Annotated in this window: 15 protein-coding genes and 1 pseudogene; 10 read left to right on the top strand and 6 right to left on the bottom strand. The window is 74.0% G+C overall.

Features of this window, described 5'->3' with window-relative positions; genetic code table 11:
- Window positions 1–4: 4 nt before the first annotated feature.
- Both ACZ6ZN_RS18080 and ACZ6ZN_RS18075 read left to right on the top strand, forming a co-directional pair.
- Window positions 5–622 carry a TetR/AcrR family transcriptional regulator gene (locus ACZ6ZN_RS18080; RefSeq protein ID WP_469647293.1) on the top strand — a complete coding sequence of 206 codons (618 nt, stop codon included), beginning with the start codon at window positions 5–7 and terminating at the stop codon, window positions 620–622.
- On the top strand, window positions 619–2,202 hold the full coding sequence (locus ACZ6ZN_RS18075) for a glycerol-3-phosphate dehydrogenase/oxidase (protein ID WP_469647291.1): 1,584 nt from the start codon (window positions 619–621) through the stop codon (window positions 2,200–2,202). The genes ACZ6ZN_RS18080 and ACZ6ZN_RS18075 overlap by 4 nt, the downstream gene beginning before the upstream one ends.
- A 37-nt stretch (window positions 2,203–2,239) precedes the next feature.
- Here ACZ6ZN_RS18075 and ACZ6ZN_RS18070 read toward each other — a convergent pair whose 3' ends face one another.
- From ACZ6ZN_RS18070 to ACZ6ZN_RS18060, 3 genes are all read right to left on the bottom strand, one after another.
- The gene (locus ACZ6ZN_RS18070; protein ID WP_469647289.1) at window positions 2,240–3,766 is read right to left on the bottom strand and encodes a fused MFS/spermidine synthase; all 1,527 of its coding nucleotides are present in this window, start codon (window positions 3,764–3,766) and stop codon (window positions 2,240–2,242) included.
- Between the two features lie 68 nt (window positions 3,767–3,834).
- Entirely contained in the window at window positions 3,835–4,371 is a 537-nt protein-coding gene (locus tag ACZ6ZN_RS18065) for a Dps family protein (protein WP_469648030.1), read from the bottom strand.
- A 166-nt stretch (window positions 4,372–4,537) separates the two neighbouring features.
- On the bottom strand, window positions 4,538–4,858 hold the full coding sequence (locus ACZ6ZN_RS18060) for a WhiB family transcriptional regulator (protein ID WP_398108053.1): 321 nt from the start codon (window positions 4,856–4,858) through the stop codon (window positions 4,538–4,540).
- Between the two features lie 272 nt (window positions 4,859–5,130).
- Here ACZ6ZN_RS18060 and ACZ6ZN_RS18055 point away from each other — a divergent pair, with 272 nt between their 5' ends.
- Together ACZ6ZN_RS18055 and ACZ6ZN_RS18050 are read left to right on the top strand one after the other, a co-directional pair.
- Window positions 5,131–5,640 carry a TspO/MBR family protein gene (locus tag ACZ6ZN_RS18055; protein WP_469647286.1) on the top strand — a complete coding sequence of 170 codons (510 nt, stop codon included), beginning with the start codon at window positions 5,131–5,133 and terminating at the stop codon, window positions 5,638–5,640.
- Window positions 5,641–5,716: 76 nt separating this feature from the next.
- Entirely contained in the window at window positions 5,717–6,898 is a 1,182-nt protein-coding gene (locus ACZ6ZN_RS18050) for a spore photoproduct lyase family protein (RefSeq protein ID WP_469647283.1), read from the top strand.
- On the opposite strand, the gene ACZ6ZN_RS18045 is transcribed toward ACZ6ZN_RS18050, so the two are convergent.
- Entirely contained in the window at window positions 6,886–7,722 is an 837-nt protein-coding gene (locus ACZ6ZN_RS18045; RefSeq protein ID WP_469647281.1) for a LamG domain-containing protein, read from the bottom strand. The genes ACZ6ZN_RS18050 and ACZ6ZN_RS18045 overlap by 13 nt on opposite strands.
- 209 nt (window positions 7,723–7,931) lie before the next feature.
- Between ACZ6ZN_RS18045 and ACZ6ZN_RS18040 the strand changes: the two genes are divergently transcribed.
- The 5 genes and pseudogenes from ACZ6ZN_RS18040 to ACZ6ZN_RS18020 all read left to right on the top strand — a co-directional run bounded on the left by ACZ6ZN_RS18040 (window position 7,932) and on the right by ACZ6ZN_RS18020 (window position 12,556).
- On the top strand, window positions 7,932–9,083 hold the full coding sequence (locus tag ACZ6ZN_RS18040; RefSeq protein WP_398108057.1) for a S1 family peptidase: 1,152 nt from the start codon (window positions 7,932–7,934) through the stop codon (window positions 9,081–9,083).
- Between the two features lie 149 nt (window positions 9,084–9,232).
- Window positions 9,233–9,904, top strand: a complete 672-nt coding sequence (locus ACZ6ZN_RS18035; protein WP_469647279.1) for a HEAT repeat domain-containing protein — start codon at window positions 9,233–9,235, stop codon at window positions 9,902–9,904.
- Window positions 9,905–9,908: 4 nt separating this feature from the next.
- A complete protein-coding gene (locus tag ACZ6ZN_RS18030; RefSeq protein ID WP_469647277.1) occupies window positions 9,909–10,913 on the top strand; it encodes a MerR family transcriptional regulator in 1,005 nt (334 codons plus the stop codon).
- A gap of 99 nt (window positions 10,914–11,012) precedes the next feature.
- Window positions 11,013–11,576, top strand: a pseudogene (locus ACZ6ZN_RS18025) (dihydrofolate reductase family protein).
- Between the two features lie 92 nt (window positions 11,577–11,668).
- Window positions 11,669–12,556 carry a universal stress protein gene (locus tag ACZ6ZN_RS18020; protein WP_469647274.1) on the top strand — a complete coding sequence of 296 codons (888 nt, stop codon included), beginning with the start codon at window positions 11,669–11,671 and terminating at the stop codon, window positions 12,554–12,556.
- Window positions 12,557–12,560: 4 nt separating this feature from the next.
- Here the strand turns inward: ACZ6ZN_RS18020 and ACZ6ZN_RS18015 are convergent, their stop codons facing one another.
- Both ACZ6ZN_RS18015 and ACZ6ZN_RS18010 read right to left on the bottom strand, forming a co-directional pair.
- Window positions 12,561–13,586: a 6-phosphofructokinase gene (locus tag ACZ6ZN_RS18015; RefSeq protein WP_451879942.1), complete on the bottom strand. Its 1,026-nt coding sequence runs from the start codon at window positions 13,584–13,586 to the stop codon at window positions 12,561–12,563.
- A gap of 558 nt (window positions 13,587–14,144) precedes the next feature.
- Window positions 14,145–15,494, bottom strand: a complete 1,350-nt coding sequence (locus ACZ6ZN_RS18010; protein ID WP_469647270.1) for an APC family permease — start codon at window positions 15,492–15,494, stop codon at window positions 14,145–14,147.
- 152 nt (window positions 15,495–15,646) lie between these two features.
- Between ACZ6ZN_RS18010 and ACZ6ZN_RS18005 the strand changes: the two genes are divergently transcribed.
- Window positions 15,647–16,051 (top strand): hypothetical protein, encoded by a 405-nt coding sequence (locus ACZ6ZN_RS18005; protein WP_469647268.1) that lies wholly within the window; start codon window positions 15,647–15,649, stop codon window positions 16,049–16,051.
- Window positions 16,052–16,412: the final 361 nt, after the last annotated feature.

The raw sequence follows: 16,412 nt of genomic DNA, 5'->3' as shown, positions 1-16,412 counted from the left end.
ACACATGACGCCTAACCGTCACAACAGCTCGGCTCAGCAGAAGTCCTCGGACAACGACGTGGCGCTCGACGCCGTCCGCGACTGCGTCCTGGCCGTCGGCGTGCGCCGGACGACCATGACCGACGTCGCCCGCCGCGCGGGTGTCTCGCGGATGACGCTCTACCGCCGGTGGCCCGACGTCCGCTCCCTCGTCGGCGACCTGATGACGCGTGAGTGGATCGCGGTCGCCACCGGCGCCATGCCCGAACACCGGCCGGAACCGGGCACGCGCCCGCCGCTGGTCGACGGTCTGGTGGCGGGCGTGAAGGCCTTCCGCGCCCACCCGCTGTTCCAGAAGATCGTCGACGTGGACCCCGAACTCCTCCTGCCCTACGTGCTGGACCGGCGGGGGGCGAGCCAGGAAGCCCTGCTGGAGCTGCTCGCCGGGGCCCTGCGGGAGGGACACGCGGACGGTTCGGTGCGCAGGGCTCCCGCCCGGCTTCAGGCACGCACCGTGCTGCTGATCCTCCAGTCGTTCGCCCTGTCCCTGCGCACCATGACCGACGAGGACGACGACGGCCTCACGTCCGAGGCGTTCCTCGCCGAACTGCACACCGTCCTGGAGAGGACCCTCACCCCATGAGCCAGACCACCGTCCCGGCCGGCGGGGCCTCCCTGTCCGCGGCCCGGCGCACCCGTGAGCTGACCGAGGCGACCGACGGCCGCGTGGTGGACGTGCTGGTCGTCGGCCTCGGAGCCACCGGCGCGGGAGCGGCCCTCGACGCCGCCGCCCGCGGCCTCGACGTCGTCGCCGTCGACGCCCACGACCTCGCCTTCGGCACCTCGCGCTGGAGCTCCAAACTCATCCACGGCGGGCTGCGCTACCTGGCCTCGGCCCAGTTCGACGTCGCCCACGAGAGCGCTGTCGAACGCGGCGTGCTGATGGAGCGGACGGCGCCCCACCTGGTGCGCGCCCAGCCCTTCGTGCTGCCCCTGACCACACTCGTCCCGCGCGGCCAGGCCGCGCTGGCGTGGGCCGGGTTCCGGGCCGGCGACGCCCTGCGGCTGTCGGCCCGCACGGCCCGCGCCACCCTGCCCGCGCCCCGCCGGCTGTCCGCGGTCGAGACCCGCCACCTGGCCCCGGCGCTGCGCTCCGGCGGACTGCGCGGCGGACTGCTCTCCTGGGACGGACGGCTCACCGACGACGCCCGCCTGGTCACCGCCCTCGCCCGCACCGCCGCCGCACGCGGTGCCCGCGTCCTCACCCGGGTGCGGGCCCTGGGACTCACCGGAACCCGCGCCCGCGTCCGCGACGAACTCACCGGCCAGGAGGGCGAGATCCGGGCCCGAGCGGTGATCAACGCCTCCGGGGTGTGGGCCGGCGACCTCGTCGAGGGCCTCCGCATCCGGCCCTCCCGCGGCACCCACCTCGTCCTGCGCGCCGACCACCTCGGCCCCCTCCCCGCCGGCCTGCACGTCCCCATCCCCGGCGAGACCAACCGCTTCGTCCTGGTCCTGCCCCAGGACGACGGCCGCATCTACGTCGGACTCACCGACGAACCCCTGGACGGGCCCGTCCCGGACGTCCCCGACGTCCCGGAGACGGACATCGGCTTCCTGCTGGACGTCCTCGGCTCGGTCCTCGACGTCCCGGTCCGGCGCAGCGACGTGGTCGGCGCCTTCGCGGGGCTGCGCCCACTGCTGGACACCACACCCGCCGCACAGCCGGGCGCCGTCCCGCGCACGGCCGACGTCTCCCGCAGGCACGCCGTGCTGACGTCACCGGACGGCGTGGTCAGCGTCGTCGGCGGCAAGCTCACCACCTACCGCCGGATGGCCGAGGACGCCGTGGACGCGGCGGTCGGCGCACGCGGCCTCGCCGCCGGCCCCTCCCCCACCGCCGCACTCCCCCTGGTCGGTGCCGCGGCCCCCGCGGCCCTGTCCGCGCTCCGCGCGCCCCGCCGCCTCGTCCAGCGCTACGGCACCGAGGCACCGGCGGTCCACGCCCTGGCGGCACGGGACCCGCGCCTGGGTGAGCCCGTCGTGCCCGGTCACCCCGTCACCGGCGCCGAACTGCTGTGGGCGCTGCGGCACGAGGGCGCCCTGGACGAAGCCGACCTGCTCGACCGGCGTACCCGCATCGGTCTGGTCCCGGCGGACCGGGCCGAGGCTCTGGGGGCCGTGCGCGAGCTGGTGGGCGAAGCTCTCGCCGCGGGCGGCTGACCGCGGAGCGGCCGGCCCTCCCCGACCGCCGCCCTCGTCAGGGGCCGCGGGGCTGGAGGAGCTGGTCCACCGGGGCGTGGTCGTCGGTGAGCGGCTCGGCGGCACCCGTCCAGGCGTCCAGCCGCTCACCGGAGGTGACGCGCCAGCCGGTGCCCCGGGCGTCCAGTTCCCGCTGGACCGCCCGGAGGTCGACCGGCCGGTCGGAGGCGAGCACCACGAGGTTGCCGCCCTCGCCGGCCGGGCCCGGGGCGGTGCCGGCGGGCTCGCCCAGCACGGCCACGTGCCCGAACGTCGCGGAGAGGGTGGCCACTTCGGCGCGGGCGAAGGCCATCTCCCCGTGGTCGATGAGATTGACGACGTACACCCCCTGCGCGCCGAGCACGCGCCGCACGTCGGACACCGCCTCCGCGGTGGTGAGGTGCCATGGCACGCCGACACCCCCGAACGCGTCACCCACGACGAGGTCACGACTGCCGGTGTCCAGGCGCCGCACACCCAGCCGGCCGTCCTCGACCCGCACCTCGACACCGGCTCGCGGGCGCAGCCCCAGCCGGTCGTGGGCGAGGCGCACGACCCCGCCGTCGATCTCGGAGACGACGCTGCGCGTCCCGGGCCGTGTGGCCGCGAGGTACCGGGGCAGGGTGAGCCCGCCGCCCCCCACGTGGTGGGCGACGAGCGGGCGTCCCTCCGGGAACGCGGCGTCGATTACCGACGCGACGGCGCGCACGTAGGCGAACTCCAGACGGGTCGGGTCGGCGAGGTCGACGTGGGAGTGCCGCAGGCCGTCCAGGACGAGGGTGCGGCCGCCACCCCCGCCGGGATCCGCGACGACCCGTGCACAGTGGTACGTGGTCTCCACGTCGCAGCCCCCGGGAGCGGCCGTGGCCGCGAGACCGCCCGCGACGACCACCAGGGTCAGGGCGGGTGCGCCGCTCCAGCCGCGGGTGCGCCACTCGAACCAGGCCGAACCCGCCACCAGCAGGGCGCCGAGGCCGAGCAGTATGCCGCTGACCGGCAGCCGCGACACGAGGACGAAGCCGGTCAGCACCGTGCCGGCGATGGCCCCGACGGTACCGACCCCCGACAGCCGGCCGACGACCGTGCCGGTCTCCGCCAGGCTGGTCAGACGCAGTTTGGTGACGAACGGCGTCACCGCGGACAGCAGGGCGCCCGGCACCAGGATGGTCAGCCCCGCGACGAGCAGGAGCACCACGGGCGCCCACTCGGCCGTGCTGCGCAGCACGGCCGGGGTGAGCGCCACCACCGCGCCGGACACGCCCAGCGCCGGGCCGATGAGCCGGCGTGGATCGACGTGGTCCGCGACGAGTCCGCCCAGCCAGGAGCCGAAGGCGATCGCGCTGAGCGCGATGCCGATCACCATGGTGCTCGTCTCGAGGGTCAGTCCCAGATAGGGCGCGAGCAGCCGCAGCGCGACGATCTCGATGACGAGGACGGCCGCCGAGGAGCCGAACACCAGCACCACTGCGGCACGCGGGCCCAGCCCGGCGCGGCCGGGCGTGCTCTCGGCGTCGGACGAGGAGGACGATCCGGTCACGGGCCGCATTCTCGCACGCAGCGTCTCGAGCGGGCGGCCCCCGCCGCACCCGGGCGGGGCCTCGACTCCCCGTGGTGTCAGGGCTGTTGACGGGCCTGCTCGCCGGCCCGGTCCGCCGCGGCCTGTTCCGTCCTGGCGTCCGCGGTGCTCAGACGGCCGCCGCTGCTCTCCAGGTGGGCGCGGACGAACCACTGGAACAGCTCCAGCCCGCGCAGCTGCTCGATGAGGATGTCCTGGGTGACGGGGTCGGAGGACTCGGTGGCCGCCATGGCCTCGCGGTGGTCCTCGATGAGCCGGGTGTAGACCACGTCGAGGGCGCCCAGGTGCTCGATGGCCTCGGCCCTGCCGATGGAGTAGTCGTCCCAGGACCGGTCGGCGACCAGCGCGCCCGGCGTTCCCTGCGGCACTCCGCCCAGGGTGGAGATCCGCTCGGCCAGGTCGTCGGTCATGGACCGCACCTGCTCGACCTGGGGGTCGAGCATCTCGTGCACCGCGATGAAGTGCGGGCCGACGACGTTCCAGTGGATGTGCTTGAGGGTCAGGTGCAGATCGTTCAGCGAGTGCAGCCGCCGCTGGAGCAGCGTGATGATCTCGGCACTGTCCTCGGGGGTCATGCCCGGGACGGTGTACTGGAGGGAGGACTCAGGGGCCACGGCCGTACCTTTCTCCTGCCGGCGGGGAAGACGTCTCCCGGCCAGGCAACCACCGCCCGTACCGGCCTGCCCGTCCAGGACGGCCGTACGGATATCCCGCGCCCGGGGGCGCGGGGTGGCTCCGCCGTCACGGCGTCCGCCGTTCGCCGCCCTCGCCGATGCGCATCTCCCGGCTGATGGCGCGGCGCTGCCGGGCGGTGGTGCCGCCCCAGATGCCGGCGTCCTCGCCGTGCTCGATGGCCCAGGATCGGCAGGCCAGCAGGACGCGGCAGCGGCGGCACACCGCGCGGGCCTCGGCGACCCGGGCGTCCGTCTCCCGCTCCACCAGCGGGAAGAACAGCTCGGGGTCCTCGCCGATGCAGGCGGCGTCCCGGAGCCAGGCGCGACCGCCGCCGGTGAGGACCTCCGCCACGGCATCGCGGTACAGCAACCAGCGGTTCTCGGGCACGGCGCACCTCCGCGTGGCACCGGCTGGGCCGGTGGGTGGGCTGCGGCAGGACGAGGCCGCAGGCCCGGCAGGGGTCGCGCTCTCCATGCTAGGTGCGCGGCGCACGGATGGCCATGGCCCGTTCCCGGCGGCCCGGCACGCGGACGCACGAACCCGCGGGGTGCCCCGGCCGATGCCCGGGCCGCGGGTGCCGGCATGGGCGCCCGGCCGCCGGGCACCCGGGCGGCGCGCGCCGTGCCCGCGCGGCCGCACCCTCGGAAGGGAGACACCCGGTGACGCAAGCCGCACACCACCACAGCCACCGGCCGCACGGCCATGCGCACTGGCTGCTGCTCCTGCTGCTGCTGGGGCTGTGCTACGGCGTGGCCGCCGTCGGCGGCACGGCCGCCGCGGACGCCGGCAGCACCTACGCCTCGCTGGACCGGCCCGCGTGGGCGCCGCCGTCCTGGCTGTTCGGACCGGTGTGGACCGTGCTCTACGCCACCATCGCCGTCTCCGCCTGGCTGGTGCTGCGCGGACGCGCACCGGCGCACGTCCGCGCCGACGCCACCGCCTGGGGGACGCAGCTCCTCCTCAACCTCGCCTGGACCCCGCTGTTCTTCGGGGCCGACCGGTACGGTCTCGCGTTCCTCGACATCTGCCTGCTGCTCGGCGCGCTGGGCGTCACGATGCTGCTCTTCCGGCGCCGGAGCCGGGCCGCGTTCCTGCTCCTGGTGCCGTACGCGCTGTGGACGCTGTACGCGGCCGCGCTCAACCTCGCCATCTGGCAGCTCAACGCCTGACCGGGTACCGGGCGCCCCGTACAGTTGCACGTAGGGGACATTTCTCCTCCTGGCACCCGTCCGTACAGGAGCACCCATGCACCACCCGTCCGGCGTCCCGGACGACGACTCCGGGGCGCTGTTCGGTCTCGACGCGCTCTTCCCCGGGTCCGTCGCGACGACCGACCGGCAGGCCCCGTCGTTCCGCACCTCCGCCACCGCCCGCCGCCTGCTGCCCGTGCGGGAGATCTATGCGGAGCCCGGGGCCGCCGCGTCCCCGCGCGGGCGGCAGATCCGCGCCCGGTTCCCCGACGCGCGGTTGACCACGGTGGACTCCCACTGGCGCATCCCCGGCCTGCACGGCAACGAGGGCAACGTCGACCGCTGGGTGCGCGTCAAGGGCGAGACGCTGGTCCTGGGCGAGAAGAAGACCCTCACCACCCGGCCCAACGGCCGCTCGGCGGACTGGATCGCTCCGGGCCCCTCCAACGGCTGCGCCATGGCCTGCGCCTACTGCTACGTGCCCCGCCGCAAGGGCTACGCCAACCCGATCACCGTCTTCACCAACATCGACCGGATCATCGCCCACTTGGGCCGGCACATCGCGCGGCAGGGGCCCAAGCCCGAGCCGAACCAGTGCGACCCCGAGGCGTGGGTGTACGACATCGGGGAGAACGGCGACTGCTCGGTGGACGCGCTGATCTGCGACAACACCGCGGATCTGGTGCACGCCTTCCGGCAGTGGCCGACCGCCAAGGCCTCCTTCGCCACCAAGTTCGTCAATCCCGACCTGCTGGCCCTGGACCCGCGCGGCCGGACCCGCATCCGCTTCTCGCTGATGCCGCCCGAGGACGCCCGGCTGCTCGACGTGCGCACCTCGCCCGTCCCGGAGCGGATCGCCGCCGCGGCGGACTTCCTCGACGCGGGGTACGAGGTGCACTTCAACCTCTCCCCCGTGGTCGTCCGCCCCGGGTGGGAGGACGCATGGTCCGAGCTGCTGATCCACCTCGACGACGTGCTGCCCGAGCGCGTGAAGCGGCAGGCCGCCGCCGAGGTGATCATGCTCACCCACAACCAGGAGCTGCACGAGGTCAACCTCGGCTGGCACCCCCGGGCGGAGGAGGCCCTGTGGCGGCCGGACATCCAGCAGGCCAAGCGCTCCGAGAACGGCGCGCTGAACGTCCGCTACCGCAACGGGATCAAGGGTGAAGCCGTGCAGACCCTGCGCACCCTGATCGACCGCCACGCCCCCTGGCTGCGGGTGCGCTACGCGTTCTGACGACCCGGGTCTTGTCTGTCGAGGTCTCCACCGGCGTCCCAGCCGCGGACGCGGTGGACGCGGGCCGTCTTCGGGTAGGCCGTGCCGGATCCCGACCGGGGACCGATCTCGAACAGGTCGATCAGGAGGAACAGGGGATAGGCGGGCGCCTGGGGAGACCGTTTCACGACGACTCCCTCGCAGCCGATGACCGTCCCCGACCCGTCCCAGATCACCGTCCACGTGTGCGGCGCGGACGCGTCCAGGGGCAGGACCACCTCCGCCATGTCGGTCGTCAGCCGCCCGTCCGTATGCGCCTTCACCCCGCAGCGGGCGCGGCTCTCCCGCTCACCGACGGCTGCGGCGTCGATCTCGAAGAGGCAGATCTCACCGGTGTCCCGGTCCGACAGGTGCTCCGTCCCGACGAGCCAGGCCGCGAGCATGCACCCCTCGTCCCGGCTCGCACCGACCGTCACGTCCACGCGTCCGGCGGTGGGTGCCCAGAGCAGCCGCTCGGGGGTCTCCGTGCGGACGGCCAGTCCGTCCGGCCGATGCCGATGCGTCCCCCGGCGCGAGCCGAGAGGGCCGGAGAAGACACCGGTCTGCACGTTGGACACCCGCAGCGGGGCGTCCTCCTCGCGCCAGTCCGGCTGGTCGGCGTCGATCCGCAGCCGGAGTCCGGCGGAGTCGATGTCGTACCGGGCCCGCGACCGCTCGGGGGTCGTCCAGTGCGGCAGGTAGTGATCGACCCACCGGTCCCGCCGGAGGTCCGCAGCGGCGAAGTCGTCGTGGAAGTCGGCCTCGCGCGCCGGAGGCTCGGGAAGACGCAGGACATCGGCACCCATGGCGCCATCCTGACAGACGACCGTGCACCGGTTCGCAACCCCGGGCCAGACGCGCGCACTTGACCGGTCGGCACCCCCGCCCGGGACGACCGCGCCCATGGCATAGACCTTTCCTTGATCACGGGCTAGGCTCTGCCGCGCATGCCAGAGAGCGCTCTCAAGCTCTGCTGTTCCACCCCCACCCTGCTGGAACAACGAAGGGGCATCCCTTGAGACGCACCACGACCCTGCGCACCGCGCTGTCCGCACTCCTCCTGCTCGGTACCTGGGCCACCGCCAGCGCCCTGCCCGCCTCCGCCGCCGAGGGTCCCGCGCGCTCCCCCCAGGCTCCCGCCTCCCCGGGGCTTCTCGACGCCATGCAGCGGGACCTGGGCCTGACCCGCGACGCGGCCGAGGCACGTCTCGCGGCCGAGAAGAAGGCCACGGCCACCGATCGCACGGCGCGCGACGTCGCCGGCTCCGCCTACGGCGGCTCCTGGTTCGACGCCGAACGCGGCCGCCTCACCGTGGCCCTCACCGACGACGAGCGCGCCGACGCCGTGCGCGCGACGGGAGCGTCCGTACGCCTCGTGCGACACAGCGCGCGGCAGCTCGACGCGGCGATGAAGCGCATCGACGCCCTGTCCGCGCCTGCCGGTGTGGGCAGTTGGCACGTGGACCCGAAGGCCAACAAGGTCGTCGTGAACGTCGTCGGCGAGCATCGGGACGACAACGATGTCCGGGCCTTCCTCGCCCGAGCCCGCGAGGCGGGTCCGGTGACGGTCCGCCAGACCGCCGCCGCACCGCGCACGTTCGCCGCCGGAACCGTCGGCGGCGACCCGTACTACACCGGCAACGTCCGCTGCTCCATCGGCTTCTCCGTGCAGGGCGGCTTCGTCACGGCCGGACACTGCGGTTCGCCCGGCTCGGCCGTGTACGGCTGGGACCGGTCGTACGTCGGCAACTTCCAGGGGTCGTCGTTCCCGGACAACGACTACGCCTGGGTGAACGTCGGCAGCGGCTGGTGGACCGTGCCGGTCGTGCTCGGCTGGGGCACGGTCTCCGACCAGCTCGTCCGCGGCTCCGCCGAGGCTCCGGTGGGCGCCTCCATCTGCCGTTCCGGCTCCACCACGCACTGGCACTGCGGCAGGGTGCTGGCGAAGAACGAGACGGTGAACTACAGCCAGGGCGCCGTCCACCAGATGACGAAGACGAGCGTCTGCGCCGAACCCGGTGATTCCGGCGGCTCCTTCATCAGCGGTGACCAGGCCCAGGGCGTCACCTCCGGCGGCTGGGGCAACTGCAGCAGCGGCGGCGAGACCTGGCACCAGCCGGTCAACGAGATCCTCAACCGCTACGGGCTGAGACTGCACACCGCCTGACCACCCGACGCGAGAGCACCGAGCGGGCCCGCCACCGTCCCGGACCACGACGGCGGCGGGCTCGCGCGCGTCCGGCGGGACGGGCGGTCGGCGCCGCTTGACCTTGACACCGTGACAAGGTCTTCACTGCTGCCCGAGGAGGTGGTCCGATGACCACGACATCACGGGACGCAGACGTGCAGCGAGCGCTGCACGCGTTGGAGGACGGCCGTTCGCCCGTGCGGCTGCGTGCGGCCATGGCGGTCGGCTCGACGCCCGACCCCGCCTTCGTCGGCAAGCTCGTCGAGCGGTGCGCCGTCGAGCCCGAGTTCTTCGTGCGGGACATGCTCACCTGGGCGCTCACCCGCCACCCCGTGCCGCTGACCCTCCCGCGGCTGCTGCGGGAGCTGCACTCGGAACGTCCGCAGGCCCGCAGCCAGGCGCTGCACACCCTGTCCAAGATCGGGGACCGGCGGGCATGGCCGGCGATCACCCACGCCCTGCTGTCCGACGCCGACGACGAGGTGGCGCGCAGTGCCTGGCGGACGGCGGTCGTCCTCGTACCGGAAGGGGAGGAGGCCGGCCTGGCCCGCGTCCTGGCGACGCAGCTCGGGCGCGGTGACCGCACGGTCCAGCTGAGTCTCAGCCAGGCGCTGGCCGGGCTCGGCGAGGTGATCGTGCCGGTGCTGCGGGAAGCGGCGGTGGCCGGGGAGCCGGACGTGCGGGCGCACGCACTGGCCACGCGCAGGCTGCTGGAGGACCCGGAGGCGGGGTTCGAGTCGGCGCTCGAGGAGGCCAAGCGCATCGTGGCCCTCAACGGGGCCCCGAAGGGAGGAGGATAGGACCGTGCTGATCGGTGAGGTGGCGCGACGGTCCGGGGTCAGCGCCCGCATGCTCCGGCACTACGAGGCGCTGGGACTGGTGCGGCCCTCGGGCCGCACGGGCTCCGGCTACCGGGAGTACTCCGCGCAGGACATCCGCCGGATCTTCCACGTCGAGAGCCTGCGGTCGCTGGGTCTGTCCCTGCGGGAGATCGGGCGTGCCCTGGACGATCCGCACTTCACGCCCTCGGCGCTCGTGGGCGACCTCATCCGGCGCACACGCGAGCGCATCGCCGCCGAGACCGAGCTGCTGACGCGGTTGAGCAGCATCGACTCCGCGGACCCCACCGACTGGGAGGGGGTCCTGCGGACCGTGTCGCTGCTCCAGGCGCTGGGCTCGCACAGCGCGGACGTCCGTCAGCGTGCGGCCCTCTCGTCCGCCGACGGGGGCGCGGTCCCGGTCGAGGCCCTGGTCGACGCGGCGCTGCACGAGACGGAGCCGAACGTCGCCGGCGCCCTTCGCTGGGCGCTGGCGCAGTCGGCCGACGGCGCACCCGCGCTGCTCGCCGAGGGACTGGGCTCGCCGGTGGCCGCGGTGCGGACCCGTGCCGTGCAGTCGCTCGCCGAGCTGCCCGGCGAGGAGGTGGCCGCACATCTGCGGCACGCCCTCGCGGATCCCGACCCCGGGGTGCGGGGGTACGCGGCTCTGGCACTGGGGACGCGGGGTGTGGGGGACGCGATCCCGACCCTCGTCGACATGATCGTGGCCGGGAGGAACGACACGGATGCGGCCGACGCGCTGGGCGCCCTGTCGAGCGACACGGCGACGGCCGAACGGATCGCGACCGCACTCGTCGACCGCCTCGCCCGCGACGGTACGGCGGCGCCGGCCCGCGGCCGTCTGACCCAGGCCCTGGCGGACATCCCCGGCGCGACCGCCGCGCAGGCCCTGACGCGGCTGTCCCACGACGAGGACCGGGCGGTCGCCCTGACCGCCACGTATCTCCTGCGGCTGCGCGAGGCCCGGTGAGGGATGCCGCTGGGCCGTCGGGGCGAGGGTTCCGCGGCCGATGAGTTCTGCGGCGTCCCGCGGTCGTACTGTCGAACCCGGCACGGAGGAGGAGTACTCATGCGCAGCGTCACGTACTCGATGAGCGTCTCACTCGACGGCTACATCGTCGCGCCCGATGGCGGTATCGACTGGTCGACGCCCGATCCGGAGGTCTTCCGCTTCTGGATCGACGACATCCGGCAGGTCGGCGTCCACCTGATGGGGCGGCGGCTGTACGAGACGATGCTGTACTGGGAGGACGCCGACGAGAAGTCCTCGCTCGACGAGGCGGAGCGGGAGTGGGCGGCGCTGTGGAACCCGCTGCCGAAGGTCGTGTTCTCGAGGACGCTGACGACGGTGCAGGGCAACGCCCGCCTGGCCTCCGGCCCGGTGGCGTAGGAGATCGAGCGGTTGCGGGCCGAGCCCGGGGACGGTGACATCGCCATCGGGGGTGCGGTTCTCGCCGCCGAGGCCGCCGCGTCGGACCTGATCGACGAGTACCGGATCATGGTGCACCCGGTGCTCCTCGGCGGCGGCATCCCCTTCTTCCCCCGGCACGAGCGCCGGGTGGGTCTCGAACTGGCCGAGACCCGGACCTTCGGCTCGAAGGTCGTCTACCTGCGGTACCGCGTGCGGCGGTAGCCGGCCCTCGTGGAGCCGGACCCGGCCTGTCGTGGAACAGTGGAGAACAGGAGAAGCCACCTGCGACGGCACGGGCCGGGCGAGGAGGCCGAATGCGTTCCCCTGTACTGGCATGCGTCGACGGCTCCGAGTGTGCCGCTGCGGCGGCCGCGTGGGCCGCGGGTGAGGCGAGGCTGCGGGGCGTGGCGCTGCGGCTGCTGCACGTCTCGCCCCGCCTTCCCGGAGCCGCCGTCCCGGTGTCGGCCGCGGACCGCCTGCGCGAGATCGGCACCCGGCTGGTGCGCCGGACCGCGGAGGACCTCACCGCCCGCTGCCCGGAGCTCGACGTGGACGGCGTGCAGACCGACGGGGACCCCGCGGAGGCCGTCCTCGACGACGCGGCGCGGGGCGCCGGGCTCCTCGTGGCGGGCACCCGCGGCACGGGCGGCTTCCCGGACCTGGTGGTCGGCTCGACCGCGCTGCGCCTCGCGGCGGCGGCCCCCTGCCCCGTCGTCCTCGTGCCTCCTCGCCCGGGGGCGTTCTCCGGCGGCCCCGTCACGGGCCGCGGCGCCCCTCCGGTCGTCCTCGGCTTCGACGCCCACCGTCCGGTGGGCGCGGCCGTGGACTTCGCCTTCTCCACCGCCGAACTGCGCGCGTCCCGCCTGCGCGTGGTGCAGGCGTGGGTCCTGCCCGCCGAGTCCGTCTCCCCCCGCTCGTTCGTGGTGACCGAGGAGGACCGCGCCACCTGGGAGGACCGGGAGGTTCTGGACCTGTCCGACGCCCTGCGCCCGTGGCAGGAGAAGTACCCGCAGGTGAGGGCCACGCTCGACCTGCGCCTGCTCCACCCGGCGCAAGCGCTGCTCAACGCCTCCCGGGACGCGGACCTCCTCGTCGTGGGACGGTCCGCCGAGGCGCAACCGGCGGGGCGACTGGGTCCGGTGGCGCATGCCGTGCTGCACCATGTGCGTCGTCCCGTCGCGGTCGTGCCGCCCGGAGCGTGACGGTTCAGCCGTAGAACACCTCGAACTCGTCGTACAGGGACGGGTCCACCACCTTGTTCCGTGCCGTGGCGTCGGCGAGCGGCACCCGGACGATCCGCGTGCCCTCGAGGGCCACCATGCGGCCGAAGTCGCCGTCGGCGACCGCCTGGATGGCGTGCAGGCCGAACCGTGTGGCGAGCCACCGGTCGAAGGCGCTGGGGGTGCCGCCGCGCTGGATGTGGCCCAGGACGGTGGTACGGGCGTCCTTGTCGGTGCGTGCCGTGATCTCCTGCGCCAGCCATTCGCCGATGCCGGACAGCCGCACGTGACCGAACTCGTCCAGCGACTGGTCCTTGACGATCAGCTGCCCTTCCCTCGGGACCGCCCCCTCGGCCACCACGACGATCGGCGCGTAGTTGATCTCGAAGCGGCGCATCACCTGCTCGCACACCTGGTCCAGGTCGAAGGGCCGCTCGGGGATGAGGATGACGTTGGCGCCGCCGGCGATCCCGGCATGCAGGGCGATCCAGCCGGAGTGCCGCCCCATCACCTCCACCACCAGGGCCCTCATGTGGGACTCGGCGGTGGTGTGGAGGCGGTCGATCGCCTCCGTCGCGATCCCCACCGCCGTGTCGAAGCCGAAGGTGAAGTCGGTGCACGAGACGTCGTTGTCGATGGTCTTCGGCACGCCGACCACGTCGATGCCCTGACGGCTCAGTTCCGTGGCCGTGCCCAGCGTGTCCTCCCCGCCGATCACGACGAGCGCGTCCATCTCGTGCGCGGCGAGCGTCTCCCGCACCCGCTGCAGTCCGTTGTCGTGCTTGAGCGGGTTGGTGCGCGAGGAGCCGAGGATCGTTCCGCCCCGGGGCAGGATGCCCCGCACGCTGTCGATGCCGAGGGGGACGACGTCGTTCTTGAGCAGGCCGAGCCAGCCGTCCCGGACGCCGAGGAAGTCGAACCCGTGCTCCTGTACGCCCTTGCGCACGACGCTGCGGATCACGGCGTTGAGGCCGGGGCAGTCGCCGCCGCCGGTCAGCACTCCGACCCTCATGGCCTTCTCCCATCCGCCGCCGGGCCGGCCGCCGCCCTCCCGGTGACCCAGGACCGCCGGGGCATGCCGGTCGCAGCCCTTCTCCAGCGTCCCCCGGAAACGCCCGGCGCGGCCACTCGGCGACCGCCGTCCGCGAAGCGGCCTCCCGCGGGGCCGCGGTCGAGGGCACGGGGTCGGCGCGCGCCGGGGGTGCTCGCCCGGTCGGTGGCCGCCGGGTGCTCGGCCCGGTCGGTGGCCGCCGGGTGCTCAGCCCAGGCGGTGGCCGCCGGGGCAGACGACGCTCCGGGGTGCGATCCAGGCCCGGCAGTAGGGGCAGGGGCGAACCCGACTGAGAGTGGACAGGGCGTTGTGCACCGTCGTGCGCACCGTCCGTCTCGTCCGGCACGACACCACGGTCATTCTCCTGAGCAGGAGGCCAGGCACCCCGGGCACACCCACGTCCTTCCCTTCGGGCGGGCACAGCCCGCGTCGAGCACTCCGACCTCGACCACGTCTTCCCCGGCTCCCGCCGCTCACTCCCGGCCCGTTCCGGCCGGGCAGCCGCTTCCCGCACCGGGCTCAGGCGGTGTCGCGCGCGCCCTGCTCGGCCCGTTTGCCGCGCCGCGCCGCGCTCACCGCGCCGAGGACCATGCCGACGGCGACGATCACGAGGCCGCGCAGCCACACGTCCGCCTCGATCTGCGTGGCCAGCAGGACGCAGGAGGCGATACCGAGGACCGGCAGGACGGTCGGGGCCCGGAAGTGGTCGGCTTCGCCGGTGTCGCGGCGCAGCACCAGCACGGCCGTGTTGACCATGAGGAAGACGATCAGGAGCAGCAGGACCAGGGTCGAGGCGAGGGTGGCGACGCTGCCGGTCAGTGCCAGCAGCATCGCGAGCAGGGAGGTGACGGCGATCGCGGCCCACGGCGTGCGACGACCGGGCAGCACCTTGGTCAGCGCGGCCGGCAGCAGCCCGTCCCTCGCCATGCCGTAGGCGAGGCGGGAGGACATGATGCCGGTGAGGAGCGCGCCGTTGGCGACGGCCACGAGCGCGATGGCGCTGAACAGGCGGGTCGGCACACCCCCCGCCTCCCGCACGACCTCCAGCAGCGGGCCGCTCGACCCGGCCAGCCGGGCGGTCGGTACCGCGGCGGACGCGGCGATGCCCACCAGGACGTACACCGCTCCGGCGGTGGCGAGGGCGCCGAACAGGGCGCGGGGGTAGGAGCGCCTCGGGTTGCGGGTCTCCTCCGCGACGTTGACGGAGGTCTCGAAGCCGACGAAGGAGTAGTAGGCCAGCACCGAGCCGCTCAGGACGGCGGCGGCCGCGCCCTTCTCGGGCGTGCCCAGCTGCGTGAGCCGTCCGACGTCGCCGTCGCCGCGGAGCAGCAGCCACGCGCCGAGGACGACGATGACGATCAGCCCGCCCACCTCGATGACGGTGGCGACGACGTTGGCCCGGGTCGACTCCTTGATGCCCCGCGCGTTGACCAGGGCGAGGAGGGCCAGGAACAGGACGGCGACGAGGCCGACGGGCAGGGTCACGAAGGCCGAGAGGTAGTCGCCGCCGAAGCCGCGGGCGAGTGCGGCCACGGAGACGATGCCCGCGGCCAGCATGCAGAAGCCCGCGACGAAACCGGCGAACGGTCCGAACGCGCGCGTGGCGTAGTGCGAGGCTCCACCGGCCCGGGGGTACTTCGTGGCCAGCTCGGCGTAGGAGGCGGCGGTCAGCAGTGCCAGCAGCAGGGCGACGACGAGCGGTACCCACACCGCTCCCCCGGTGTCGGCCGCCACCTGCCCGACCAGTACGTAGACGCCCGCGCCGAGGACGTCGCCCAGGATGAAGAAGTACAGCAGCGGGGTCGTCAGCGCCCGCTTGAGCGCCGTTCCCTCCGGGGCCGCCCCCTGGCCCGCCGATTCCGCCAGCACTCTGTTCCCGCCATTTCTCGCCATACCGCCTCGTGTCCCCCGAACCGCGCGAAGCACGCCCGGCCCGGGCCGCGCGGCTCCATGCGGCTCGTCACATCGCCGCATGTCAGAAGGGGGTGCCCGGCGGATCACGGAGGTGGCAGGGTGTGCGGATGAGCTACAGCCTTTTCCTGCTCCGCTTCCGGGACGGGGAGGCCGTGCCCCTGGACGCCGAGCGGCTGCGGCAGGTGACGCAACCGTATGTGGTGGTCGGCGGCGCGGACGAGGACTTCTCGCAGTTGCGCGGGGAGGACGGCGGCGGGGCTGACCTCTATCACTCCCGCCGCGGCGGGAGCGGCATGTCGTGCGTGACGGCGACGCACGTCACGACCGGCGCCATGACCGGTGTGCTCGCCCGGTTGGCGACCGCCCTCGGGGCCGTGATCGTGCCGCAGGACGGGCCTGCGCTGATCTTCGACGAGGACGACCGTCGTCACCTCCCGGCCGGGCTGCGGGAGGGGGGCCTCGTCATCGCCCCCACGGCGGACGCGCTGCACGCGGCGATCCGGGCGCTGTGAGACCTGGTCCGGTGGATGACCGGTTCGGCCCGCCGCCTGCATCACCTGCGGCACCTGCGTCGGGTCACCGGGCCACCGGGCCACCGGGCCACCGTCCGGAAACCGACGGATGGCCGAGATGGCCACGGGCCGTACGGAGGCCGGGTGGGCGGGTCGCGGCTCATACGCGCCAATGTCATCTTCCGGCGCCCCGGCAACAGCCGGTGCCACGCAGGGCTCCGCGGGTTCCGGCTGCGCGCCGATCACCTGGGCGATCGCCCACGTCCCCGCGACTCCACATCTGCGTCACACTTCACGCACGCCCTGAACACTTCCGGCCGGGCGTTCCGCGGGCGGTGCCGCGTGGGGCAGACGGTGCGGA

It is taken from the genome of Streptomyces sp. NPDC053665 (assembly GCF_055585285.1).
The sequence above is the reverse complement of the archived record's forward strand: the minus strand, read 5'-3'. Positions and strand labels throughout refer to the sequence as shown.